The 22,727-nt window shown below is 38.3% G+C and carries 36 protein-coding genes and 1 pseudogene; all 37 read right to left on the bottom strand.

The annotated features are described in order from the left end of the window. Positions 1 to 192: 192 nt before the first annotated feature. Positions 193 to 1,542, bottom strand: coding sequence for a rod shape-determining protein RodA (gene rodA / locus LBD46_02775; protein ID MDR2426094.1), 1,350 nt, complete (start codon positions 1,540 to 1,542; stop codon positions 193 to 195). Continuing rightward, complete coding sequence (mrdA, locus tag LBD46_02770; GenBank protein MDR2426093.1) at positions 1,532 to 3,325, bottom strand: penicillin-binding protein 2; 1,794 nt, start codon at positions 3,323 to 3,325, stop codon at positions 1,532 to 1,534. The genes rodA and mrdA overlap by 11 nt, the downstream gene beginning before the upstream one ends. Continuing rightward, the gene (gene mreD, locus LBD46_02765; GenBank protein MDR2426092.1) at positions 3,303 to 3,827 is read right to left on the bottom strand and encodes a rod shape-determining protein MreD; all 525 of its coding nucleotides are present in this window, start codon (positions 3,825 to 3,827) and stop codon (positions 3,303 to 3,305) included. Before mreD ends, mrdA begins: the two co-directional genes overlap by 23 nt. Then, on the bottom strand, positions 3,824 to 4,666 hold the full coding sequence (gene mreC, locus LBD46_02760) for a rod shape-determining protein MreC (protein ID MDR2426091.1): 843 nt from the start codon (positions 4,664 to 4,666) through the stop codon (positions 3,824 to 3,826). Before mreC ends, mreD begins: the two co-directional genes overlap by 4 nt. Before the next feature lie 348 nt (positions 4,667 to 5,014). Beyond that, positions 5,015 to 6,043 carry a rod shape-determining protein gene (locus LBD46_02755; GenBank protein MDR2426090.1) on the bottom strand — a complete coding sequence of 343 codons (1,029 nt, stop codon included), beginning with the start codon at positions 6,041 to 6,043 and terminating at the stop codon, positions 5,015 to 5,017. Between the two features lie 113 nt (positions 6,044 to 6,156). Next, complete coding sequence (rplQ, locus tag LBD46_02750) at positions 6,157 to 6,510, bottom strand: 50S ribosomal protein L17 (protein ID MDR2426089.1); 354 nt, start codon at positions 6,508 to 6,510, stop codon at positions 6,157 to 6,159. Continuing rightward, the gene (locus LBD46_02745; protein ID MDR2426088.1) at positions 6,507 to 7,481 is read right to left on the bottom strand and encodes a DNA-directed RNA polymerase subunit alpha; all 975 of its coding nucleotides are present in this window, start codon (positions 7,479 to 7,481) and stop codon (positions 6,507 to 6,509) included. The genes rplQ and LBD46_02745 overlap by 4 nt, the downstream gene beginning before the upstream one ends. A 39-nt stretch (positions 7,482 to 7,520) precedes the next feature. Beyond that, entirely contained in the window at positions 7,521 to 8,147 is a 627-nt protein-coding gene (gene rpsD, locus LBD46_02740; GenBank protein MDR2426087.1) for a 30S ribosomal protein S4, read from the bottom strand. A gap of 80 nt (positions 8,148 to 8,227) precedes the next feature. After that, positions 8,228 to 8,620: a 30S ribosomal protein S11 gene (gene rpsK, locus LBD46_02735; protein ID MDR2426086.1), complete on the bottom strand. Its 393-nt coding sequence runs from the start codon at positions 8,618 to 8,620 to the stop codon at positions 8,228 to 8,230. A gap of 35 nt (positions 8,621 to 8,655) precedes the next feature. After that, positions 8,656 to 9,045: a 30S ribosomal protein S13 gene (rpsM, locus tag LBD46_02730; GenBank protein ID MDR2426085.1), complete on the bottom strand. Its 390-nt coding sequence runs from the start codon at positions 9,043 to 9,045 to the stop codon at positions 8,656 to 8,658. Positions 9,046 to 9,083: 38 nt separating this feature from the next. Next, positions 9,084 to 9,197 (bottom strand): 50S ribosomal protein L36, encoded by a 114-nt coding sequence (gene rpmJ, locus LBD46_02725; GenBank protein ID MDR2426084.1) that lies wholly within the window; start codon positions 9,195 to 9,197, stop codon positions 9,084 to 9,086. 23 nt (positions 9,198 to 9,220) lie between these two features. Continuing rightward, positions 9,221 to 9,475, bottom strand: coding sequence for a hypothetical protein (locus tag LBD46_02720; protein ID MDR2426083.1), 255 nt, complete (start codon positions 9,473 to 9,475; stop codon positions 9,221 to 9,223). 150 nt (positions 9,476 to 9,625) lie between these two features. Further along, on the bottom strand, positions 9,626 to 9,844 hold the full coding sequence (gene infA / locus LBD46_02715; GenBank protein ID MDR2426082.1) for a translation initiation factor IF-1: 219 nt from the start codon (positions 9,842 to 9,844) through the stop codon (positions 9,626 to 9,628). Between the two features lies 1 nt (position 9,845). Then, positions 9,846 to 10,613 (bottom strand): type I methionyl aminopeptidase, encoded by a 768-nt coding sequence (gene map / locus LBD46_02710; protein MDR2426081.1) that lies wholly within the window; start codon positions 10,611 to 10,613, stop codon positions 9,846 to 9,848. Position 10,614: 1 nt separating this feature from the next. Next, positions 10,615 to 11,256 carry an adenylate kinase gene (locus tag LBD46_02705; GenBank protein MDR2426080.1) on the bottom strand — a complete coding sequence of 214 codons (642 nt, stop codon included), beginning with the start codon at positions 11,254 to 11,256 and terminating at the stop codon, positions 10,615 to 10,617. Positions 11,257 to 11,432: 176 nt separating this feature from the next. Continuing rightward, the gene (gene secY / locus LBD46_02700) at positions 11,433 to 12,776 is read right to left on the bottom strand and encodes a preprotein translocase subunit SecY (protein ID MDR2426079.1); all 1,344 of its coding nucleotides are present in this window, start codon (positions 12,774 to 12,776) and stop codon (positions 11,433 to 11,435) included. Positions 12,777 to 12,788: 12 nt separating this feature from the next. Further along, a complete protein-coding gene (gene rplO, locus LBD46_02695; protein MDR2426078.1) occupies positions 12,789 to 13,235 on the bottom strand; it encodes a 50S ribosomal protein L15 in 447 nt (148 codons plus the stop codon). Then, the gene (gene rpsE / locus LBD46_02690; protein MDR2426077.1) at positions 13,235 to 13,699 is read right to left on the bottom strand and encodes a 30S ribosomal protein S5; all 465 of its coding nucleotides are present in this window, start codon (positions 13,697 to 13,699) and stop codon (positions 13,235 to 13,237) included. Before rpsE ends, rplO begins: the two co-directional genes overlap by 1 nt. A 225-nt stretch (positions 13,700 to 13,924) precedes the next feature. Beyond that, positions 13,925 to 14,284: a 50S ribosomal protein L18 gene (gene rplR, locus LBD46_02685; GenBank protein MDR2426076.1), complete on the bottom strand. Its 360-nt coding sequence runs from the start codon at positions 14,282 to 14,284 to the stop codon at positions 13,925 to 13,927. A gap of 9 nt (positions 14,285 to 14,293) precedes the next feature. Further along, on the bottom strand, positions 14,294 to 14,857 hold the full coding sequence (gene rplF / locus LBD46_02680) for a 50S ribosomal protein L6 (protein MDR2426075.1): 564 nt from the start codon (positions 14,855 to 14,857) through the stop codon (positions 14,294 to 14,296). Positions 14,858 to 14,881: 24 nt separating this feature from the next. Beyond that, positions 14,882 to 15,277, bottom strand: a complete 396-nt coding sequence (rpsH, locus tag LBD46_02675; GenBank protein ID MDR2426074.1) for a 30S ribosomal protein S8 — start codon at positions 15,275 to 15,277, stop codon at positions 14,882 to 14,884. A gap of 24 nt (positions 15,278 to 15,301) precedes the next feature. Continuing rightward, on the bottom strand, positions 15,302 to 15,487 hold the full coding sequence (locus tag LBD46_02670) for a type Z 30S ribosomal protein S14 (GenBank protein MDR2426073.1): 186 nt from the start codon (positions 15,485 to 15,487) through the stop codon (positions 15,302 to 15,304). A gap of 18 nt (positions 15,488 to 15,505) precedes the next feature. Continuing rightward, complete coding sequence (gene rplE, locus LBD46_02665) at positions 15,506 to 16,063, bottom strand: 50S ribosomal protein L5 (GenBank protein MDR2426072.1); 558 nt, start codon at positions 16,061 to 16,063, stop codon at positions 15,506 to 15,508. Positions 16,064 to 16,074: 11 nt separating this feature from the next. Then, positions 16,075 to 16,386 carry a 50S ribosomal protein L24 gene (gene rplX, locus LBD46_02660; protein MDR2426071.1) on the bottom strand — a complete coding sequence of 104 codons (312 nt, stop codon included), beginning with the start codon at positions 16,384 to 16,386 and terminating at the stop codon, positions 16,075 to 16,077. 24 nt (positions 16,387 to 16,410) lie between these two features. Further along, positions 16,411 to 16,779, bottom strand: a complete 369-nt coding sequence (rplN, locus tag LBD46_02655; GenBank protein ID MDR2426070.1) for a 50S ribosomal protein L14 — start codon at positions 16,777 to 16,779, stop codon at positions 16,411 to 16,413. 29 nt (positions 16,780 to 16,808) lie between these two features. Beyond that, on the bottom strand, positions 16,809 to 17,063 hold the full coding sequence (gene rpsQ, locus LBD46_02650; protein MDR2426069.1) for a 30S ribosomal protein S17: 255 nt from the start codon (positions 17,061 to 17,063) through the stop codon (positions 16,809 to 16,811). A 12-nt stretch (positions 17,064 to 17,075) separates the two neighbouring features. Next, entirely contained in the window at positions 17,076 to 17,291 is a 216-nt protein-coding gene (gene rpmC / locus LBD46_02645) for a 50S ribosomal protein L29 (GenBank protein MDR2426068.1), read from the bottom strand. Between the two features lies 1 nt (position 17,292). Then, positions 17,293 to 17,706, bottom strand: a complete 414-nt coding sequence (gene rplP / locus LBD46_02640) for a 50S ribosomal protein L16 (protein MDR2426067.1) — start codon at positions 17,704 to 17,706, stop codon at positions 17,293 to 17,295. A 30-nt stretch (positions 17,707 to 17,736) separates the two neighbouring features. Beyond that, a complete protein-coding gene (gene rpsC / locus LBD46_02635) occupies positions 17,737 to 18,450 on the bottom strand; it encodes a 30S ribosomal protein S3 (protein ID MDR2426066.1) in 714 nt (237 codons plus the stop codon). A 151-nt stretch (positions 18,451 to 18,601) separates the two neighbouring features. Next, a pseudogene (rplV, locus tag LBD46_02630) lies at positions 18,602 to 18,922 on the bottom strand (50S ribosomal protein L22). A 21-nt stretch (positions 18,923 to 18,943) separates the two neighbouring features. Beyond that, positions 18,944 to 19,228 carry a 30S ribosomal protein S19 gene (gene rpsS, locus LBD46_02625; protein ID MDR2426065.1) on the bottom strand — a complete coding sequence of 95 codons (285 nt, stop codon included), beginning with the start codon at positions 19,226 to 19,228 and terminating at the stop codon, positions 18,944 to 18,946. A 16-nt stretch (positions 19,229 to 19,244) separates the two neighbouring features. Then, a complete protein-coding gene (rplB, locus tag LBD46_02620) occupies positions 19,245 to 20,081 on the bottom strand; it encodes a 50S ribosomal protein L2 (GenBank protein ID MDR2426064.1) in 837 nt (278 codons plus the stop codon). Positions 20,082 to 20,192: 111 nt separating this feature from the next. Next, positions 20,193 to 20,480, bottom strand: coding sequence for a 50S ribosomal protein L23 (gene rplW / locus LBD46_02615; protein MDR2426063.1), 288 nt, complete (start codon positions 20,478 to 20,480; stop codon positions 20,193 to 20,195). Positions 20,481 to 20,515: 35 nt separating this feature from the next. Beyond that, a complete protein-coding gene (gene rplD / locus LBD46_02610; protein ID MDR2426062.1) occupies positions 20,516 to 21,136 on the bottom strand; it encodes a 50S ribosomal protein L4 in 621 nt (206 codons plus the stop codon). 304 nt (positions 21,137 to 21,440) lie between these two features. Continuing rightward, positions 21,441 to 22,112, bottom strand: coding sequence for a 50S ribosomal protein L3 (rplC, locus tag LBD46_02605; protein MDR2426061.1), 672 nt, complete (start codon positions 22,110 to 22,112; stop codon positions 21,441 to 21,443). 88 nt (positions 22,113 to 22,200) lie between these two features. Beyond that, positions 22,201 to 22,527, bottom strand: coding sequence for a 30S ribosomal protein S10 (gene rpsJ / locus LBD46_02600; GenBank protein MDR2426060.1), 327 nt, complete (start codon positions 22,525 to 22,527; stop codon positions 22,201 to 22,203). A gap of 81 nt (positions 22,528 to 22,608) precedes the next feature. Beyond that, positions 22,609 to 22,727: hypothetical protein (locus tag LBD46_02595; GenBank protein ID MDR2426059.1), on the bottom strand; the 119-nt coding region annotated here is incomplete at its 5' end.

The following is a 22,727-nucleotide window of genomic DNA, read 5'->3' as shown; positions in this document are numbered from 1 at the left end:
TCTTCTTTAAAATCCAAGTTTTTAAAAAGTTCCTTAAATTTTAATTTATTAAATTCAGGAACTATATAATCTACCTTTGGCATTTCCAGCTCCATTTTAAATGTTTTTCATATTACATAAAGGCAGCTGCACAATTACAAACAGGATTTGTTTTATTTTTTTCCTTTTAATCGCGGCATGTACCGCCGCTTATTAATAATATGTATGCCTTCTCATATGGATTGACTGGAGGATTCCTACACCCAGCAGCGATGATACCATTGAAGAACCTCCGTAAGACATTAAAACCAGCGGAACACCTGTTGCGGGCATTATCCCCATAACCATACCTATATTTATTATCGCGTAAAAAGCAAACATTGTGGCAAGACCGGCAGATACAAGTGAACCGTATCTGTCGCGTGCTTCAACCGAAATGACCAGAGCGCGCCATATAAAAAATAGATAAAATAAAATCGTAAGCTGCGATATAACCCAGCCGCCTTCTTCTCCTATCACTGAAAAGATAAAATCTGTATGCTGTTCCGGTAAGAAGCCCAGCTGCGTCTGTGTGCCTTTTATAAAACCTTTACCTAAAAGTTTTCCAGAACCTATGGCAATTTTAGATTGTATTATATTGTATCCAGCACCGCGAGGATCGGCTGACGGATTTAAAAATACTACGAGTCTTTTGCGCTGATATTCTTTAAGCGATTTTTCGACAGGAATAGAAGCCAGAGAACCAAATGTTATCGAACATGTTATCAAAACCGGATATAAAATCGACACTCTCATCCTTAATTTCCACATAAGCCACCAGGCAAAAAATGTAAGAGATACCGCAGCGACCACCAAGTATATTCCGGTATGTCCTTCATAAATCAAGCTTAAAAAGTTTCCACCGAAAGAAGCATTTTGCTCCAAAACCGGCTGAAGCTTCAAAAATGTATTTACCAAAGGAATTCCTATGGCAAGCGCACCAAAAATTATTATACATAAAAGATAGAAAGGTTCAATACCTATAAGATATAGAAGCACAAGCGTCACGGGAAGGTAGGACAATGTGGAAGAAAAATCTGGCTGCATCATTATCAGTGACAGATGTCCCATTAAAATCAAAAAAGCGCCTATAAAAATAAGCGGCTTTTTTGCATCTTTCCATCTTCTGTCCAAAAATGAAGAAAGCGTCAGGATAAACATAAGTTTGGCGATTTCAACTGGCTGAAAAGATGCAAACCCAAATTTAAACCAGCCTTTTGTGCCTCTTATTTCCGAACCAAAAATCAAAACAGAAATTAAAAGCAAAATCGAAAGAATATATACCGTTTTATCAAATTGTTTATAATACTGATAATTAAAAACTGTAAGAACCAGCATTCCTATAATGCCTATGCCTAAAGCCAAAAATTGTATAGAAAGATATTTTGAAGAAGTTCCAGAATTTGTGGTAGCCGAATATATTGCAAAAATACCCACGGTTATAATAAGCACAACGACAAATATGAGCAGCCTGTCCACTCCCGAAACAAGCCTTTGCAGTATGCCTTTTTCCTTATCTTTCATTTTGTCTCCCATTATCTGCTGGCTCAATATTAAAATACTTTTCATATATTTTTCTTGCTGCTGGTACGGCATTAAGCCCGCCGCCACCGCCGTTTTCAACTATAATCGCAATCGCTATTTCAGGATTGTCTGCAGGTGCATAAGTGACAAACCAAGCATGATCTTCTCCCTGCGGATTTTGGGCTGTACCGGTTTTTCCTGCAACTTTAATTCCGTCAAGTTTGCTTCTTTTTCCACTGCCTTTCTCAACGGTTTCAATAAGCGATTCATGAAGGAGCTGCCAAGTTTCTTCTTCAAGTTCTATGGGTTCATTTATTTTTATAATATGTTTATAGAGCTGCTGCCCATTTATATCGACAATTTTATCTACGATAAACGGTTTATAGTATATTCCATTGTTTGCGACTGCCGCAATCATATCCGCCATTTGTAAAGGAGTAACCCAAAGAGCACCCTGCCCTATGGCAAGAATAACAGTATCGCCTTGCAGCCATGACATTTTCATTTTAAGTTTTTTCCATTCGGGATTAGGCACAAAACCTTTCTTTTCGTTAGGCAGGTCAACGCCGGTTTTTTCTCCAAGATAAAACTTTTTAGCATATTTTTCAAGATTTTTTACGCCAAGCTTTAACCCGAGATGATAAAAATAAACATTGCAAGACTGAGCCATTGCTGAAATCATATTTACTTTTCCATGCCCTGTTTTAAGCCAACAGTTATACCATCTGTCGCCGAGCTCAAAACTTCCAGTACAATATTCTGTTTCTTTAGGGTCTATATCCAAAAGGTCAGCTGCCGCGGCAAAAGTTATAATTTTAAATATTGAACCGGGAGGATACAAAGCCTGTAGTGCCCTGTTAAAAAGCGGAAGATTTTTATCGTTCAAAAAATTATTAAAATCTTTGCTGTTTACCTTATTTGTATCAAAACCTGGAGACGACACCAAAAGTTTTACTGCGCCTGTTTTGACATCGATTGCAACGGCTGCTCCACGACCGCTTGTACTGTTTCTTAAAGCTTCATATGCGGCGGACTGAAGTTCCATGTTTATTGTAGTGTAAACATTTGCTCCTATTTTTGGCGCAATGTAACGGAACGCTTTGGTCTGATGTCCTTTAGCATTAACTTCAAACTGCCAGCCGCCGTCCGTTCCCTGCAAATCTCTGTCGTATGCCTGTTCTATCCCACCTCTTCCTATATAATCGCCCATTTTATACCCGTCTTTTGAAAGTTCCTCGATTTCATCCGCTCTTATTTCGCCAGTATAGCCGGTTATATGGCTGTTCGCTTCAGCCAAAAAATAAATTCTTTTCGGTTCTTTAACGACAGATATGCCGCTGAGAGCAAGTTTCTTTTCCTGAATTTTGAACATTTCTTCAATAGTTAAATTGTCGGCAAGTTTTATGACCCTGCCATAACGCCAGCCTTTGTCAACTGTGGGTTTTATGTCTCTTTTAAGTATTTTGTTAAGTTCTTCAATCGTTTCTTCCGAAGGCATTTTTTGTTGTTCAAAAGGATAAAATAAAGCTACATAAGTAAAATCATTCCCCGCAATTATGCTTTTTCCATTATCGAAATAAATAACTCCGCGCGGAGCGCGTTCATGCGTGTTATGCATTCTCTGCTGTTCTGAAATGTTCCTGTAATTTGTGCCTTTAACTATTTGAAGATAAAGCAGCCTTAAAGAAAGCAAAACGAACATAAATATGAGAAACACAAGAATTATCTTGTGTTTCTCAAGAAACATCTCATAAGAAAATTTATCTTCTCTTTGCCATACCATTTATATGCCTTCTTCCAAATCTTTCCGCCACATTTAAAATATAAAAAATCAAAGGTGCGATTATTACAGTTAAAGCGATTTTAAGTGAACCCTGAGCGGTAATTACAAAAGGTTTATAGCTTCCCGATCCTTCTTCTGGAATAATATAATAAATAAGACTGAACCCTATCCAATAGGCTATATTTGCCAAAAATACCGCAACTATCTGTGTAAAGACATTATCTTTATCAAAATCCTTATTCATGCTTCCTGATAGATATCCGATTATGGTAAAAATTATTACCCTGACGCCAAATACATCGGTAGAAAAAATGTCCCATGTAAGTCCTAAAAAAAATCCCATCACTTCTCCGTTTAACTTTCCTCTTGAAAGACCAAGATATGTCACCGCTATCAAAATAAAGTTTGGAAATACTCCGCGGACATGCAAATATTGTCCAAAAAAAAATTGGAGCAGACAGCATAACATGTAAAAAACAATATAATAAACAATTCTTATCATTTCTGCTCTTCCTCCTCTTGCGGCACCAAGATAACCGCTTCATAAAGGTTATCGGAATCAAATAAAATACTTGCCGAAGCGGTTTTAAAATCAAGAGAAGGTTCCCGGGAAACGTTTGTTATTATGCCCACCGGCATTCCTTCTGGAAAAACTGAACTCAAAGGACTGGCGACAATAATATCGCCTGGTTTAATGTCGGATTGAACAGGAATATAAGTAACTTTAATCTCCCCCGTATTAAAACCTTCCGCAAGACAATTGATTTTTTTATCTTTAAACTGTACCGGAATTGCGGACAAGGCATTCGTTATCAGCGCGACTTTTGAAGAGCTTTTATACGTTTCGACTATACGGCCTACTGCATACAAAATGCCGTCAGTTCCTGGAAACGCAACCGGGAGTTCATTGTACAAACCAGAATCTGAACCTTTATCGATAATAAACCATTGATACCATTCGCCCGGCCATCTGACCGAAACTCTGGCAAAAACTGTTTTTCTTTTTGCTATTTTTGGAATATTAAGAAGATAGCTGAGTTTTTCGTATTGAGTGGACATGGTTTCATAGTTGCGGAGCTGATCGAGTAGTTCTTGGTTTTTTTGTTTATACAAGAAGTTTTCTTGCCTGACATAAACTATGGATTTAATATTGTCGGCAAGATTTCCTACGGATTGGAATATTTGATTTGCAGTGCTAATATTTGGGTAAACGACATAATAAATAAATTTTTTAATTAATTTTACGGGAGGAGTGAGGTTTGCGGCAACAAAAAGAAATCCTATTAAAAGAAATATTATTAAAATGATATTCGCATATTTTGAATTTTGATTATTTTGCATTTTTTTGTTGTGACGGCAAAAAAATTGGCACTGTTCAGAAGCTTAGAAGCTGGGAAGTTTAGAGGCTTAGCCAATGGAAAGAACTGCCTTCTCAAGCGAGATGCTGCCAATATCACGACTTACGAAACAGTACCGTTGCCAAGCTTCATTCTTGCATGTCATTACATACTTTATTTTTTGGCTTACCGTACGCTGGTGCTATCATCAACACACTGAAAATATAAGTTTGGCATCAACAGTTTTTTGTCACAGTGCCAGGATAAAGTCTTTATGGGCAACAGCTCTTCGCAGAATATATGCTACTGAACATTGCCCGGCTTTTTGGCTTTACTCTGCTTCCTGTAGACTTTAAAATCTATCTTTTTTAAAACTTTTGAGATTGTCCAACTCTTCAAGATAAATTCCAGTACCTCTTGCTACGCAGGTTATAGGGTCGTCTGCAAGATTTACGGGAAGCTCTGTTTCCTGAGCAAGAAGTTCCGGCAAACCTTTAACCAGAGAACCGCCGCCGCTCATTATTATTCCTCTGTCAACCAAATCAGCAGCAAGCTCTGCAGGAGTTTCCTCAAGAGTATTTTTTATGACTTCGACAATGGCTTTTACCGGATCTAACAAAGCAGTTCTTACTTCTTCTGAAGTAATTTTAACGGTTTTTGGAAGTCCTGTAACCTGATCTCTGCCTTTAACATCTATTGTCATTTCTTTTTCAAGAGGATAAACCGAACCTATCTTCATTTTAACCTCTTCCGCTGTGTTATCGCCAATAATGAGATTATATTTTTTTCTGAAATACTGTACGATAGCTTCGTCCATTTCATCACCTGCAATGCCCAGTGATTTGGCCACAACCATTCCGCCCAGCGATATGACGGCCACTTCAGTTGTGCCACCACCAATATCTACAATCATACTTCCTTCTGGCTCCTGTATAGGAATTCCAGCTCCTATTGCAGCTGCCATAGGTTCATCAATAAGATAAACTTCTCTTGCCCCGGCCTGCTCGGCGGACTCTCTCACAGCGCGTCTTTCGACTTCGGTTATTCCAGAAGGAACACCTATAACTACCCTTGGATGAAGAAGACTTCTTCTGCTGTGTACTTTTTTAATAAAATACCTAATCATTCTTTCCGTAGCTTCAAAATCTGCAATAACGCCGTTACGCAAAGGTCTTACAGCTATGATATTTGCCGGAGTTTTACCAAGCATTCTTTTTGCTTCGGCGCCTATGGCAAGAACCTTCTTCGTATCTCTTTCCATAGCGACAACGGAAGGTTCTCTGAGAACTATCTCATGCCCTTTCAAATAAACTAAAATAGAAGCCGTTCCCAAATCTATACCCATATCATTTGAAAACAAGCTGAAAAGATAATTAAACATTTTATTTTTATCCTTAAACTTTAATAAAAGCAAAAGATGAAACTAACAGCATATGAGAATAAAAATCATTTTGTCATTTATTCCGACCGCTCACTCTCAACTTTTAAACTGCTTCATATTACCAATCTGACTATAGCCATTTCGGCATTGTCGCCTCGCCGGTGACTGACTTTAAGAATCTGTGTATATCCACCTTTTCTTTCTTTATATCTCGGCACCAAAACTTCAAAAACTTTTTTTACGACTTCTTTATTGTTAATTTCGCCGTGAATGGCCTTTTTAGCGTTCAAGTCTCCTGGTTTTGCTTTTGTAACAAGCTTTTCAGAATAGCTTACAAGCTCTTTGGCTTTTGGCAAAGTGGTCGTTATTTTTTCATGGAGAAACAGTTCGGATGCCAAATTACGAAGCATGGCTTTTTTATGTGAACTTGTAACACCGAGTTTGCTCCCGTTATAATTCTTTATCATTTTACCGCTCCTTTTTTAATATCCATTCCGAGCGACAATCCGAGTTCAGCAAGCTTCCCTTTAATTTCTTCAAGTGAACGTTTGCCAAAATTATCGAAATTCATCATATCTTCTTCTTTAACTGCAACAAGTTCCTTCAAAGTCTCAATTCCAGCATTTTTCAAACTATTTGAAGATCTTGTAGAAAGATCCATAATTCCCAGCGACTGTTCCAGAATATCCGCAAACTTATCATCTTCTTTTTCCATCGTTTCTTCTTCGACAAGTGTTTCTTCTGGTAGTACCCCGGTAAATATATTTAAGCTGTTTTTTAAAATTTTTGCAGATTCTATAAGTGCATCTTTCGGCGCGACTGAACCGTCGGTCCAAATTTCCATAACAAGTCTGTCATAATTTAAAATCTGTTCAACACGCGTATTTTCAACCTCATAATTCACTTTCTTTATAGGGGAAAAAAGTGAATCGAGCACTATCGTTCCCACGGAATGTTTATGATTTTTTATTTCGTCAGCAAGCACATATCCTTTTCCGGACATGACTTCCATTTCCATTTCAAGAACTGTACCATTATCTATATTCGCTATTTCCTGTTCGGGATTCATTATTTCGGCGTTTGCATTGACTTCGATATCTTTTGCCATAACTTTGCCTGCTTTTTTTACTTTTAAATAAAGTCTTTCCGACTCGCCCGTATGAAGTTTCACTCTAATTTTTTTAAGATTTAATATAATCTGGGCAACATCTTCTTTGACACCTTTCAATACGGCAAATTCGTGCAAAGCTCCAGTAATCTTAACGGAAGCTATCGCAGCGCCTTCAAGACTTGAAAGTAAAATTCTGCGTAAAGAATTTCCTATTGTATGACCATAACCGCGTTCAAAAGGTTCTGCGGTAAAACGACCATAAAATTCAGTAGCCGTTTTTTCATCAATTGTTAGCTTACGTAGTTTTTCTAAATCTGGCATTTTCATGCTGTATAACCTCGCTTAACAAGCCGAAAGGCTGTTAGTTTATTTTGAATAGTATTCAACTATGAGCTGACTATCTATAGGATGGGAAGTTTCACCCGGAAGAGGCTCGCTTACGACGGTTCCCACAACTTTAGTTTTATCGAAATTAAGCCACGATGGAATATTCGTTGACGTTTTTTCAAGTAGTTTTTTCAATACGAAATTTTCTTTGTATTTTTCCGGAACGGTTATCACATCGCCGGCTTTAACCTGATAGCGCGGCACATTTATTTTCTTGTCATTAACAAAAATATTTCCGTGATTTACAATCTGTCTAGCCATTTTTTTTGAAGAAGCAAAACCTAAACGATAAACAACATTGTCGAGCCTCAGCTCAAGCAGCTGAAGCAGATTGTCACCTGTAGAACCTTTCATCTTTTCTGCCAAAACGTAATAGTGGCGAAACTGTTCTTCCGTTAAACCATAAACTCTTCTTGCCTTTTGTTTTTCACGCAAATGTTTTGCATAATCTGACATTTTACTTTTTCCTGCACCGTGCTGACCAGGACCATTTTTGCCTCTTTTTCTATCAAGAGTGCAATTCGCAGAACATCTTTCGCCTTTAAGAAAAAGTTTTTCTTTTTCCCTGCGGCATAATTTACATACTGACTCTAAATAACGTGACATCTATTAAAATCCTCCGAAATTATTTACCTCATTTTAAGCGTTCTTCCGACAGCAGCCGTGATGCCGAAAAAATGCCAATATTATACTCTTCTCGGTTTAGGCGGACGACAGCCGTCATGCGGTACCGGCGTAATATCTTTAATTGCCGTAATTATCAAACCAGAACTTTGTAATCCTCTTATCGCCGTTTCTCTTCCAGGTCCGGGTCCGTTAACAAAAACCGTAACCTGTTTTACTCCGAAATCAAAAGCTTTTTTTCCTACGGTGGCAGCTGTCATCTGAGCTGCAAAAGGAGTACCTTTTTTCGTTCCTTTAAATCCCGCGCCTCCGGCAGATGCCCATGCCAAAGTATTTCCTCTTTCATCTGTTATATTCACTATCGTATTATTGAAAGATGACAATATATACGCTCTGGCTACACCGCCTGTATATTTAATTTTCTTTTTTGAACCAGACTTCTTTTCATCAGCCATTTCCAGCCTCCGTAAAAATTACCTTATATAAATTATTAACCTTTTTTGCCCTGAGGCTGCGCTTTGCCTGCTCCAACGGTTTTTCTCTTTCCGCGTCTTGTGCGCGCATTTGTTTTAGAACGCTGCCCTCTTACAGGAAGATTTCTTCTGTGCCGCAACCCTCTGTAACTTCCGATTTCTATGAGCCTTTTTATATTTCCCTGAATTTCACGTCTTAAATCACCTTCAACTTTAAGATTTTTCGTGATTAAAGTGTTGATTTTATTGACTTCTTCTTCCGTCAAATCTTTAACTCTTTTTGCGGCATCTAAACCGAGTTCCGCAATCATTTCATTTGCTATAGCAGGTCCTATGCCGTAAATATATCTGAGCGCTATATCAAGTCTTTTATTTTTAGGTAAGTCAACTCCAGCTACACGCGCCATTATCTTTCCTCCATTTAACTTCTTTTGTGCTTTAAAAATTATCCCTGTCTCTGTTTATGTCTGGGATCCGAACACGTCACTCTTACGACGCCTTTACGTTTTACGACTTTGCACTTCTGGCAGATCGGTTTTACTGATGCTCTAACTTTCATTTATTACTCCGTTAAAATTCTTCTTATTTGTTTGTAAGTTTTATTAAACTGTCACGTATATCTATAATCAAATAAACAAGATAATTAAAAACTATTATCGCAAGCAACGCAATAACACTGGTAACTAAAGATATCAAGAAATACAAAAAACTACCGCGCGCTATAACAGTTATCGATGATATTAAAAAATACAATACGACAACCACCGCTTCAACTACCACGCTTATATCCAAAATCAAGCGCCCGTATTTTACAACGTTTTCTTTAATTTTCTCCATTTTTATATCTCCCTTTAAACTGCAAAAGCGCAAATGATAAGTTTTGTTCAAAAACAACAACTCATATTCTGTGCAAAATACAGTGTATTAAAATTTTTACCCTTAACTCTATATTTTTACTATTCGCTTAAACTGCCTGCGTTCTCAAATTCATTTCTCTCTATAAGTTATTCTTCCCCTTGTCAAATCATAGGGGGAGAGTTCTAATTTTACTTTATCGCCGGGCAAAATCTTAATATAATGCATTCTCATTTTACCGCAAATATGCGCTAAAATTATATGCCCGCCCTCAATTTCGACTTTAAACATCGCATTAGGTAGAGATTCCAGAATTTTACCATCAACGACGATTTTTTCTTCTTTTGTCATTTTATACCTTAGTTAATATTTCGTGCCCTTTTTCTGTTATGGCGATAGTATGCTCAAAATGAGCGCTCAAACTGCCATCTCTTGTCACGACAGTCCAATCATCGTCAAGTATGTCAACTTCATAGCCGCCTACATTTACCATGGGTTCAACCGCTAAAACCATGCCCGGTAAAAGTTTTATGCCTGTATTTGCCTTTCCGAAGTTAGGAATCTGTGGTTCTTCATGCATGGCTCTTCCGATACCATGCCCTACAAAATCTCTTACTACTGAAAAACCTGCTTCTTCTACAGCCTTTTGAACCGCAAAAGAAATATCGCCGAGCCTGTTGCCAGGCACAATCTGCTCTATGCCTTTCTGTAATGAAAGTTCGGTAATTTCCATCAGTTTTGCGGCGGTGTCGGAGATGCTGCCGACTGCATAAGTTTTTGCTGCGTCGCCATAATAGCCTTCGTAAATTACTCCCATATCAACAGAAACTATATCACCTGATTTAAGCGTACGGGAAGCATTCGGAATCCCGTGCACCACTTCATCGTTTATTGAAACGCATGCCGAAGCAGGGTACCCTCTATATCCGAGGAAAGCAGGTATCATCTTCAATGATCTTATATATTTTTCGGAAAATTCATCTATATCTTTAGTTGTAATTCCGGGCTTTATGATTTCGGAAAGTTTTTGTAAAATCTCTCCGACAACCCTGCCCGCAACTTTCATTTTTTCCAATTCGTATTTTGTTTTAATCTCAATACTGCTCTTTTTAAAAAACAATTTATTTTTTCCGATTTTCAATATAATTTACTATTTGTTCAAACACGCCTTTTTCATCTTTCAAACCGTCAATATTTGCCAAAAGAGCGGCTTTTTTATAATATTCTGCCAGCGGTTTTGTCTGATTTTCGTAAACTTTAAGCCTGTTGAGAACTACATCTTCTTTATCGTCAGCTCTCTGAATAAGCGTGCCATTACAAAAATCACACATATTTTCCTCTTTTGGCGGATTAAACACAATGTTAAAATCAGCTTTACATTTTCCGCAGGACCGTCTTCCTGAAATTCTTTTAACTACTTCTTCTGAACTTACTTCTATACAAAAAACCGCATCTATGCTTCTATTTTCGGCTTTAAGTATTTTATCTAATTCTTCGGCCTGCTTCACCGTTCTCGGAAACCCATCCAAAAGAAAGCCGACGGCTACATCATCTTTCTTCAAACGGTTTTTAACCATATTTATAACTATCTCGTCAGATATAAGTTTACCGGCCGACATCAAAGCGTCAAGTTCTTTATCTTGTTTTTTTGCTTCCCTGAACATATCTCCAGTAGAAAGATGAACTATGTCGTATTTTTCAGCAATAAGTTTTGCCTGAGTACCTTTTCCAGCTCCAGGCGCTCCTAATAATATAAAATTCATTTCAAAGCCTTTTAAAAAATTTATTTTAATTTCAATTCGCTTTCACCCAAAACCACGCGATATCTCCCGACCAACTCTTTACCTTGCCTCTCTTGCACGTACTCCGCCGTTTTTCTGCTTAAATCCATTGTTCTTTATCATCACACATTTTTTCTCTTATGCCAAACCCCGTCCTGCTATTTTATGTTAAACCATCTGCCTTTTATGCGTCCTTCTTTCATAAACCCTTCATAATGGCGCATAATAAGATGAGACTCTATCTGCCCTATAGTATCAAGAGAAACGCCTACGACTATAAGAAGCGAAGTTCCTCCGAAAAAAAATGGAGCGCTCATCATCGTCCTCAAATAATCTGGTAAAACGGCTATACAGGCAACAAATAAAGCGCCGCCCAAAGTAACTCTTTCCAAGACTTTCTGTATGTATTGTGCCGTCGGATCTCCTGGCCTTATTCCTGGTATAAATCCGCCGGACTTTTTCATATTCTCAGCCAAATCTTTCGGGTTAAAAGAAATGGAATTATAAAAATAACAAAAGAAAATAACAAGCGCGGCATAAATTGCACTATACCAAACCGACCCGTGATTAAACCATTCAGTTATTTTTTTCGCTATAGGAAACCCCGCAATTGTCCATTCTGGAACAAACTGCGCCACGGTCAGCGGCGCTGACAATATAGACACTGAAAAGATAACAGCAATAACCCCGCTCTGGTCAACTTTTAAAGGAAGAAATGACGTCTGTCCACCATACATTTTTCTTCCGACCATTCTTTTAGCATAATGTATAGGAATTTTTCTTTGAGCAGTTTCAACCCACACAACTACCAAAAGAACAAGCAAAATAAGAATCAAAAGCCCTAAAGCATAAAAAAGTGAAAGCTCTTCCATGCGTACGAGTTTTACAACTCCAAAAAAGGCGTGAGGGAGCCTTTCGACTATACCTGCAAATATTATTAAAGATATGCCGTTGCCTATACCTCGTTCCGTAACTTGCTCGCCGAGCCACATTATTAAAACCGTACCTGTAACAAGCGTAGTTATGGTCATTATTATCCATGACAGCGAAGGATCAACTACTATCGGCATACCAGAAGGAGTAGGCATCCTGCTTATAGCCATCGTCAGTCCAAAAGACTGAATAGCTCCCAAGATAAGCGTTCCATACCTTGTAATCTGTGTAAGCCTTTTTCTGCCCTGTTCGCCTTCTTTTGCCAGTCTGTCCAAATAAGGAATTACATGTGCGCCCTGCATTAAGCTCATGATAATGGATGCATTGATATAGGGCATTATACCCATAGAAAAAACTGACATTCTGTTTAGAGCGCCGCCAGAAAACATGTCAAGGAAACCCAAAAGCCCGTTGCCCTGCGCTGCAAATAAAGATTTGACAGCTTCAGCATTTATGCCTGGAATAGGAATTGAGGCTCCTATTCTGTAAGCAATGATAATGAGTAAAGTAAAAAATATTCTTCTTTTTAATTCAGGAACTTTAAAAATATCAGCGAAACTGTTATGCATATAGTATTCCCGTTATTTTATTATTTCGGCTTTTCCGCCTGCCGTTTTTATCTTTTCTGCGGCAGATTTCGAAAAAGCCGCCGCCTTAACAGTTAAAGATTTATGTAATTCTCCAATCCCAAGTATTTTAACAGGCTTTGATTTTGCGATCATGCCGGCTTCCTTAAGTTTATCTCCGGTAATCTCTGCGCCCGCTTCAAATTTGTTAAGTTTGTCAATATTGACTATCTCATATTCCTTACGAAACATATTGTTATTGAAACCTCTTTTAGGAATTCTTCGTAAAATAGGCATCTGTCCACCTTCAAATCCTATTTTTTTCGAGCCATCGCCGGAACGCGACTTCTGACCTTTTGAACCACGTGTTGCCGTGCGGCCCATGCCCGAACCAAGACCACGTCCCACAATTTTTTTTCTATGTTTTGAGCCTTTTGCGGGCTTTAAATTATTTAAGCCTATCATATTTCCGCAACCTCTTTATTTCTGATTTTTGCCACATCTTCTTTCGTACGAAGCTCTTTAAGAGCTTCTATTGCGGCATAAACTACGTTAAAAGGATTTGAAGATCGCATGGATTTTGTAAGAATATCTTTTATCCCGACAGCTTCAAGAACTGCTCTCACTGCACCACCGGCTATAACGCCTGTACCTGGCGCTGCAGGTTTTAACAGTACTTTTCCTGAACCCGATACACCGATTATTTCGTGAGGGATGGTGCTTCCTTTAAGCTGCACAGTAACCATATGTTTGGCGGCATGAGTACTGCCTTTTTGTATGGCTGCCTGCACTTCGTTTGCTTTTCCGAGACCACAGCCGACTTTACCCGCTCCATCTCCAACGACCACCAAAGCGTTAAAAGAAAATCTTTTTCCGCCTTTAACGACTTTTGCAACTCTGTTAACCGCTACAACAGTTTCTTTCAAACCACTGTCATTTTGATTTTGTTTTCCAAATTGTTCAGCCAACTGATCCTCCAAATAAAAGTTTAGAGAGCTGGGTAGCTGGGAAGTTTAGAGGAGCTAAACGCTCTTAAATCTTAACTTATTTAACAACCATTCAAACGCTCTATAAATCAATATATATATGTATTTGTTTCAGCAAAGAAGTTTTTGCCATTACTCAGCTTCCAAACTTCCCAGCTTCTGCCGTTAAAATTCCAATCCGTTTTCTCTGGCAGCATCCGCAAGAGCTTTTACTTTTCCTGTATATTCATAACCTCTGCGGTCAAAAACCACTTTTTTCACGCCTTTTTCACCAGCTTTTTTCGCTATCAAATCTCCAACGGACTTCGCGGCAGCGACCGTATCTGTAACCTTGAGCTTTCCTTTTAGTTCCGGAGACAAAGTCGAAGCGGCGGCAAGCGTTACTCCGTTGCTGTCATCTATTATTTGAGCATAAATATGTTTATGTCCGCGGTGAACCGCCAAACGCGGCCTTTCCTGCGTACCTTCAATTTTGCTTCTTACTCTTTTTACGCGGTAATCAAATCTTTTTTTTGAATCTTTCATCTATTTCCTCTATTTTTTACCGCCGGCCGCTGCTTTTCCGGCTTTTCTTATTATGTGTTCGCCAACATATCTTATTCCGAAACCTTTATATGGTTCCGGCGGTTTTACCGCTCTTACTTTTGCAGCAAAAGCACCCACTTCGTATTTGTCTATTCCTGTTACAGTAATGAGCGTATTTTTGTCAGGCGTTAAAGCCGCGGTAATTTTCACCGTCTGAGGTATGGGAATAGAAACTGTATGGGAAAATCCCACTGACATCACCAAATTTTTACCGCCTTCGATATTCGCTTTATAACCCAAACCTACTATTTCAAGCTCTTTCTTAAAACCTTTCGTCACACCTTCAACCATATTATTTGTAAGCCCTCTATAAAGTCCGTGCATCATGTTATATTCGCGGCTTTTTCCAAGAGCTCCCAAAATAACAGAATTATTTTCTACTTTCACGGATATTTTTTTATCGATTGGCTGGGAGAGCTTTCCGTTAGGTCCAGACATTTCAAGGACTCCATTTTTAAATTCGGCTTTAACTTTGTCCGGTAACACAACCGGCTTTTTACCTAAGCGACTCATTGTTTGATCCTCAATATAAATTTTTTACCAGACATACCCGACTATTTCTCCACCGATCTTATCTCTTCTAGCCTGTCTGTCCGTCATCAATCCTTTCGATGTTGACACGACAGTAATGCCTAAACCTCCGAAAGTTTTAGGCATATCGGCATAACCTTTATATATCCTGAGACTTGACTTTGAAACTCTTTTGATTCCCTGAAGAACTTGTTTGCCTTCAGTAGTATACTTAAGATAAACTCTCAAAACTCCTTGTTTATGGTCCTCAATATTTTTGTAATTGGCAATATAACCTTCCCCTTTAAGAATTCTTGCCAGTTCCACTTTCATTTTCGAAGATGGAATGTCAACTTTTTCATGAAGCTTCGCATTCGCGTTGCGTATGCGTAAAAACATATCTGATATTGGATCCGTAATCATTAACCGACCTCTTTAAATAAAATATTACCAGCTTGATTTTGTAATACCTGGTATTTCTCCGTTATGCGCTAATTTGCGCAAACATATTCTACAAAGCCCAAAATCCCTATAATAGCCGCGCGGCCTGCCGCAGAGTCGGCATCTATTCCTGTAACGCGTCGAGAATTTTTGGGATTTTCTCATCTTTGCTTCTGCTGAAGTTGTTGCCATAAATAAATATCCTTTGTCTTATTTATTGTCTCTTTTTTTGAAAGGCATTCCGAGAAGATCTAGCAAAGCTTTTGCATGTTCGTCTTCTTTTGCCGACGTTACTATCGTTATATTCATACCTCTTGACTTGTCAGATTTTTCAACGTTTACCTCTGGGAATATGTACTGTTCCGTAATGCCTAAATTAAAATTTCCCTTTCCGTCAAAACTGTTAGGCTCAATTCCCCTGAAATCCCTTATACGCGGAATCGCAATATTTATAAGCCTGTCCAAAAATTCGTACATTATCGCGTTTCTTAAAGTAACTTTCGTGCCTATCGGCATATTTTGACGGATTTTAAAGTTTGATACGGACTTTTTCGCACGGCATGTAACGGGCTTCTGTCCCGTTATCAATCCGAGTTCAGAAATAGCCGTTTCCAAAGTTTTGATATTGTCTTTGGCTTCGCTTACGCCGATATTGATTACAATTTTTTCAAGTTTCGGAACCTGGTGGACGTTTTTGAATTTAAATTGTTTCAGCAATTTCGGTGTTACGTTTTTTCGATAAAATTCTTTTAAACGAGGTTGATTCATTATTATTTCCCTTATACTATCATTTCGCCGCACTTACGGCATATTCTTATTTTTTTCCCATCTGAAAGTTCATCAAATTTAGGTCTGGACGCCTGATTACATTTGGGGCAGACAAGCTTTACTTTGCCGATAGCTATAGGAGCTTCTTTTTCACGGATTCCGCCCGGATCTCTCTGCGTGGGCTTCGTGTGTCTTTTTACAAAATTAACTTTAGAGACTATAATTTTCGCATCTTCCGGATAAACTTTCAGAACTTCGCCTTTTTTGCCTTTATACTTACCTGATAAAACAATTACTTTATCTTTTTTCTTAATATTGAGCATTTTTATATCCCATTACTACTTTAGTTAAATCACTTCCGGAGCCAAAGAAATTATTTTAAGATAATTGCATTCTCTGAGCTCTCTTGCCACTGGTCCAAATATGCGAGTCCCTTTAGGTTCTCCTTCGTCATTGATGATAACAGCTGCATTGTCGTCAAACTTTATGTATGTTCCATCCGCTCTGCGTATTTCTTTTACTGTACGCACTATAACGGCTTTGACTACGTCGCCTTTTTTAATGTTGGCATGTGGTATTGCATCCTGAACGGAAGCGTGTATAACATCTCCGATACTTGCATAACGGCGTTTTAGACCTTTTGTCACTCTAAAACAGCGTACTGATTTTGCACCTGAATTGTCTGCTACATTTAAAATGGATCTTTCTTGAATCATTTTTTAACCTCAAACGGGCAACTCTGCCCTTATGCTTTGTTTATAATCTCAACCATTATCCATCTCTTCGTCTTTGATAAAGGCCTGCATTCCATTATTTTAACAGTATCACCTATATGTGATTCATTTTTCTCATCGTGTACCGAAAATTTTCTTTTCGAACGTATAACACGGTCGTATAAAGCATGCCGGTATGATATCTCAACGGAAACTAGTCTTGTTTTACTACTTTTATCACTTATTACTATACCTGTACGGTATTTGCGTTTTCCACGTTCTGCCATTTTTCCTTCCTATTATATCGTCTTATTATCAGACTCGCTTTTTTGCGCAAGGAGAGTTTTTACCCTTGCAATATCTCTTCTTAAAATTCTTATCTCAAGAGGATTTTTTACGGGCGCAGTTGTATGGCGAAACTTCAATTTGAAAATCCTGTCCTGCATATCGTTGAGTTTCGCAGCGAGTTCTGCGTTAGACATATTTTGCATTTCCTGCCAGTTTTTACTTTTCATCTTAAATATCCGCTCTCACTAAAATTTTTGTGTGTATCGGAAGTTTATTGGAAGCAAGCTTTAAAGCTTTTCTAGCTTCCATTTCGGGAATTCCTTCCATCTCAAACATCACTCTTCCAGGCTTTACCACTGCTACCCAAAACTGCGGATCGCCTTTACCCTTACCCATTCTGGTTTCAGCAGGCTTTTTTGTGACTGGTTTATCAGGGAATATTCTGATCCAAACTTTTCCACCTTTTTTTGTAAACCTTGTGAGCGTTATACGAGCAGCTTCTATTTGATTGCTGTTTATCCACACAGGCTCAAGAGCCTGAAGACCGTACTTACCAAACGCTAAATACGTACCGCCTTTAGCGTTGCCTTTCATTCTTCCCCTATGTGTCTTTCTATATTTTACTCTTTTTGGCATTAACATATAAATGTCCTCAACTTAATGTCTTATAATTTATTTAGACCCTTCTGGATTAGCCGCATTCACCGCTAAAGTTTCCGTGTCCACAAGTTTCGCTTCTTCAAGCAATTCTTTTGCACTCTTTTTAAAATGCTCTTTTTTAAATATCCAAACTTTTACTCCAATTTGTCCCATCGTAGTGTAAGCCTCAGTAAAACCATAATCTATGTCCGCTCTAAAAGTCTGAAGAGGAACTCTTCCCTCTTTAAGCCATTCCGTTCTGGCAATTTCAGCGCCGCCAAGCCTTCCAGAAACCATGACTTTTATTCCCTGCGCTCCAGCTGTCATCGCTTTTTCAATAGTTTTTTTCATTGCTCTTCTGAAAGCAATCTGTCTTTCCAGCTGAAAGGCAATGCTTTCTGCAGCAAGCTGCGCGTCAATTTCAGGTCTTTTAATTTCCATGACATTTACAAAAGTTTTTCTCGAAGTCATATTTTCAATTTCTTTTCTTAAAGTTTCAATCCCCTGCCCGCCCTTTCCTATCACTATTCCGGGACGCGCAGTATAGATATTGACGCGGAGATATTTTCCCGCTCTTTCAATGCCTATTTTTGAAACGGAAGCCAATTTAAGTTTTTCTTTAAGAACGGTTCTTATCCTGCGGTCTTCTTCAATGAAGTCCGGAGTTTCTTTAAGATTAAACCACTTGGAATCCCAATCTTTGATATACCCTAATCTTACACTTTTAGGATGAACTTTATGCCCCATATTTTGCCTTACCCTTTTACTTTATTTTTTCTTCTTTTTTAGCGTTTAACCCTTTTTTAGTTTTATCCATTTCAGGTTTTATAGTCAATGTATTTGCATTTACCGATTTTACAGCAGCTTTTTTCTTTCTTTTATCCGGCACAACACCGACATCAGTAACGACTATTGTCAGATGTGACGTTCTTTTTTTGATGGGCATTCCTCTTCCCATAGGACCAGGTCTCATTCTTTTTAAGATAGGTCCATTTCCTACCCAGGCTTCTTTTACTTTTAACCCTGAAAAATCTTTAAGTCTGCCAGAATTTGCCGTTGCACTTTTTAAGACTTTTTCGACGAGCGTTGCGGCAGCCTTATGAAGAAAAGAAAGTGTTTCAAATGCTTTTTCTACTTTTCGGCCTCTGATAAGCGTACAGACCTGATTTACTTTTCTCGGTGTATATCTCACAAACTTTGCCGTAGCTTTTGCTTCCATCTTAATTTGTCCTTTTTCTTTTTATGTAAGTGAAGTTTCCTGTTTAGTCATGCCGCCATGCCCTTTGAACGTCCTCGTGGGAGCAAACTCTCCGAGCCTATGGCCGACCATTTGTTCCGATATAAAAATCGGTAGAAATTTTTTACCATTATGTATTGCTATTGTATGTCCTACAAATTCCGGAGTTATCACGCAAGCGCGAGCCCATGTCCTGATAACTTTTTTGTCACCGGTTTCATTGAGCTTTTGCATTTTCTTCAAAAGCTTCTCATCTACATAAGGGCCCTTTTTAGTTGAACGACTCATTTATTTTCTTCCTCCACTACGACTTCTTTGCTTTATTACGATGGCTTACGATAACCCAGTCCCACACTTTAGGCGATCTGGTTTTAAAACCTTTAGCAGGTTGGTTCCATGGGCTTCTCGGCTGATTGTTACCTTTAGATCTGCCTCTGCCTCCTCCGTGAGGATGGTCAACAGCATTCATTGCAGTTCCGCGCACATGCGGTTTAAACCCTTTGTGGCGGTTTCTTCCTGCAGAGCCTATCGTAACATTCTCATGGTCTAAGTTACCTACCTGCCCAATCGTCGCATAACATTTTACCCTGACAAGCCTTATTTCTCCTGAAGGCATTCTTATGTGAGCATAATCACCTTCTTTTGCAAGAAGCTGCGCTGCAGCACCCGCCGAACGCACCAGTTGTGCACCTTTTCCGGGTGCAAGCTCGATGTTATGTATAAACGTACCTATTGGAATATTAAAAATAGGAAGAGCATTACCCGCTTTTATCTCGGCATCCGGACCTGACATAAGCGAATCTCCCACTTTTACTCCCGCAGGCTGAATTATATATCTTTTTTCGCCATCCTTATATTGCAGAAGCGCTATTCTGCTTGAACGGTTAGGATCGTATTCGACAGCTACAACTTCAGCCGGAACATTTATTTTATCCCTTTTAAAATCAATTATCCTATAAAATCTTTTATGGCCCCCTCCTCTGAAACGCACCATTACTTGACCTGTATTGTTGCGGCCGCCCGACTTTTTAAGAATTTTGATTAAAGATTTGTCTGGAGTGGTTTTTGTAATGTCTGAAAAATCCGAAACTGACATCTGTCTTCTGGACTGAGTGTATGGCTTAAATGTTTTAATCGGCATCTATGTTTTCTTCCTGTTATCGGGGAGCACGTTTGCCGGCAACCCCATAGTTACTTCTAAATAAATTTTCCAACAGATATTCAGCGGAAAATTTTATTTTTTACCAGCCATTTAGGCTTCATCGACCATTTGAATTTCTTGGCCTTTACCAAGTTTAACAATTGCTTTTTTCCAATCACTTCTATATCCTGAATGCATGCCCATTCTCTTTTCTTTACCTTTATAGTTTGAAGTATGCACGCTTTCGACTCTTACTTTAAACAACGTTTCAACGGCCTGCTTAATCTGAAACTTGTTTGCGTCTTTATCCACCATAAAAGTATACTTATTGTCTTTTTCTTTCATAAAGGAAGCTTTTTCTGTTACTAAAGGTTTCTTGATAATATTTCTGATATCCATTTTATTCCCTGTCAAATTAATAAAGACAATCTTTTTTATAAAGATTGTCTCTCTCTAATGCTTTCTATAGCTTCGGGCGTAGTAATAATTTTGTCAGCCCAAAGAAGCTGATAAGCATTTACATTTTTTATATTTTCTACTACCACGTTTTCAATATTGCGTGCCGCAACTTTAAAATCTGCGGTGGCATTTATGGCAAATATGACTTTTTTTCCATCAACTTTAAGATTCTTTATAAGTTCGGCAACTTTTTTTGTTTTTGCTTCATCGACTTTTACTGAATCCACAAATATAACATTTCCATTCTGTAACTGAGCCGCAAACGCCATATTCAAAGAAAGTCTTTTTTTCTGTTTTGACATTTTTGTGTAATAATCTCTCGGTTTAGGTCCAAAAATAACTCCACCTTTTTTCCAAAGAGGAGAGTTTTTTTGACCGGCACGAGCATTACCCGTACCTTTCTGTTTCCATGGTTTTGCTCCAGAAAAAGAAACTTCGCCTCTTGACTTCGTTTTGTGCGTACCAGATCTTTGGTTGTTCAAATAGGCCGTAGTTATTTCATGTAAAAGCGTATTCGATACTTCTGTACTGAAAAAAAGGGGAAGCTCTATTTTCCCTTTCTCCTGACCTTTGGCATTATAAACTATTGTTTCCATTTTACATTCTCTCTTGAATTACTTTTTATTTTTCCCGTTTCACAGCCCACAAAAATAAATCTCTATATGCAAAATTCGAAAATTATTTTTATTTTCAATTTCGTCTGCCAAATATTTCTGCAGCAGTTACTTTTATTTTTCAGCCTTTTTTGCAAACTTTTATCGTCAACTCAATTTTAGAAAACATAGCAATCATTTCTATTTTTTACTCTCAAATCATCTTCGCACAGCTATTAATCACCGCTGCTGATTATAAACGCATAGCTAATCACTGTCATTTATTTACAAGTCACCCCGCCGATTCTTATTTTTTCTTGCCCACAGCTTTTATTTCCTGCACAACCGGTATCTTCTTTATTGTATTGTTTATAAAAAGTGTTCCGGTTTTTACTGCGGGAACTGCGCCTTTTATAAGCATAAGATTTTTTTCAGGGTCAACATTTACAACCAATAATTTTTGGATTGTAACATATTCATTACCTAAATGTCCAGACATTCTCATGCCTTTAAAAAGCTTTTGCGGACCCTGTCCGCCGCTGGAACCTCTGGCTCTCATTCTATCTGACTGCCCGTGAGTTCTGGGCTGCATGCCAAAATTATGTCTCTTGATGACTCCAGCAAAGCCTTTACCTTTGGTCAGCGCAGAAATATCGACATAATCGCCTGCTTTAAATAAATCAACTTTGATTTCCTGTCCCACAGAATAAGGAGTAACATCATTAACTCTTACTTCTCTGAGAACTTTTTTTGGAGAGAGATTGTTTTTCTTAAACATTCCAACCTGAGGTTTGTTGAGCTTCTTTTCTTCAACATCTCCGAATCCAAGCTGAACCGCGGTGTATCCATCTTTTTCCATCGTGCGTACGCCCGTAACGATACAAGGACCTGCTTCGACGACAGTAACAGGAATGAGATTTCCTTTATCGTCGAAAACTTGCGTCATGCCTACTTTTTTGCCAATTATTGATTTTAACATATTTTCTCTCTAAAATTCAAGTATTTTTATTACGTTTTGATTTCGCTTTCTCAAGCGGCGTCTTTTTAAATTTCAAGTATCTTTGTTGTTACATCTTGATTTCAATATCTACGCCTGCCGGCAAATCAAGTTTCATAAGCTCTTCAACAGTTTTTGAAGAGGGCTCACGTATATCCACCAACCTTTTGTGAATTCTCATTTCAAACTGTTCGCGCGACTTTTTATCTGTATGAACCGATCTGTTAACCGTATATTTCTTTATGTGAGTCGGTAAAAGAACGGGACCTGTTATTGCCGCACCTGTACGTCTTGCTGTTTCAACAATTTTTGCGAGCGAATCATCTAACATTTTATGATCGTATGCACGCAACTTAATTCTCAAACGCTGTGTTGGAACTGTTTTTTCATTTACCATAAATTTTTAATCCTATTTAGAATTATATAAAAATCCAAATCAGCCTAGATTTTACTGGACGAGACTGACTTTAGATATTAATTACTTTATAATTTCAGTAACTACGCCTGACCCCACAGTTCTCCCGCCTTCCCTTATTGCAAACCTTAACTGCGGCTCCATCGCCACAGGCATTATCAACTCTATCTCCATCGTTATAT

Source organism: Candidatus Endomicrobium procryptotermitis, from assembly GCA_031279415.1.
Taxonomy (GTDB): Bacteria; Elusimicrobiota; Endomicrobiia; order Endomicrobiales; family Endomicrobiaceae; genus Endomicrobium_B; species Endomicrobium_B procryptotermitis.
This window is presented reverse-complemented; position numbering and strand designations above follow the sequence as displayed.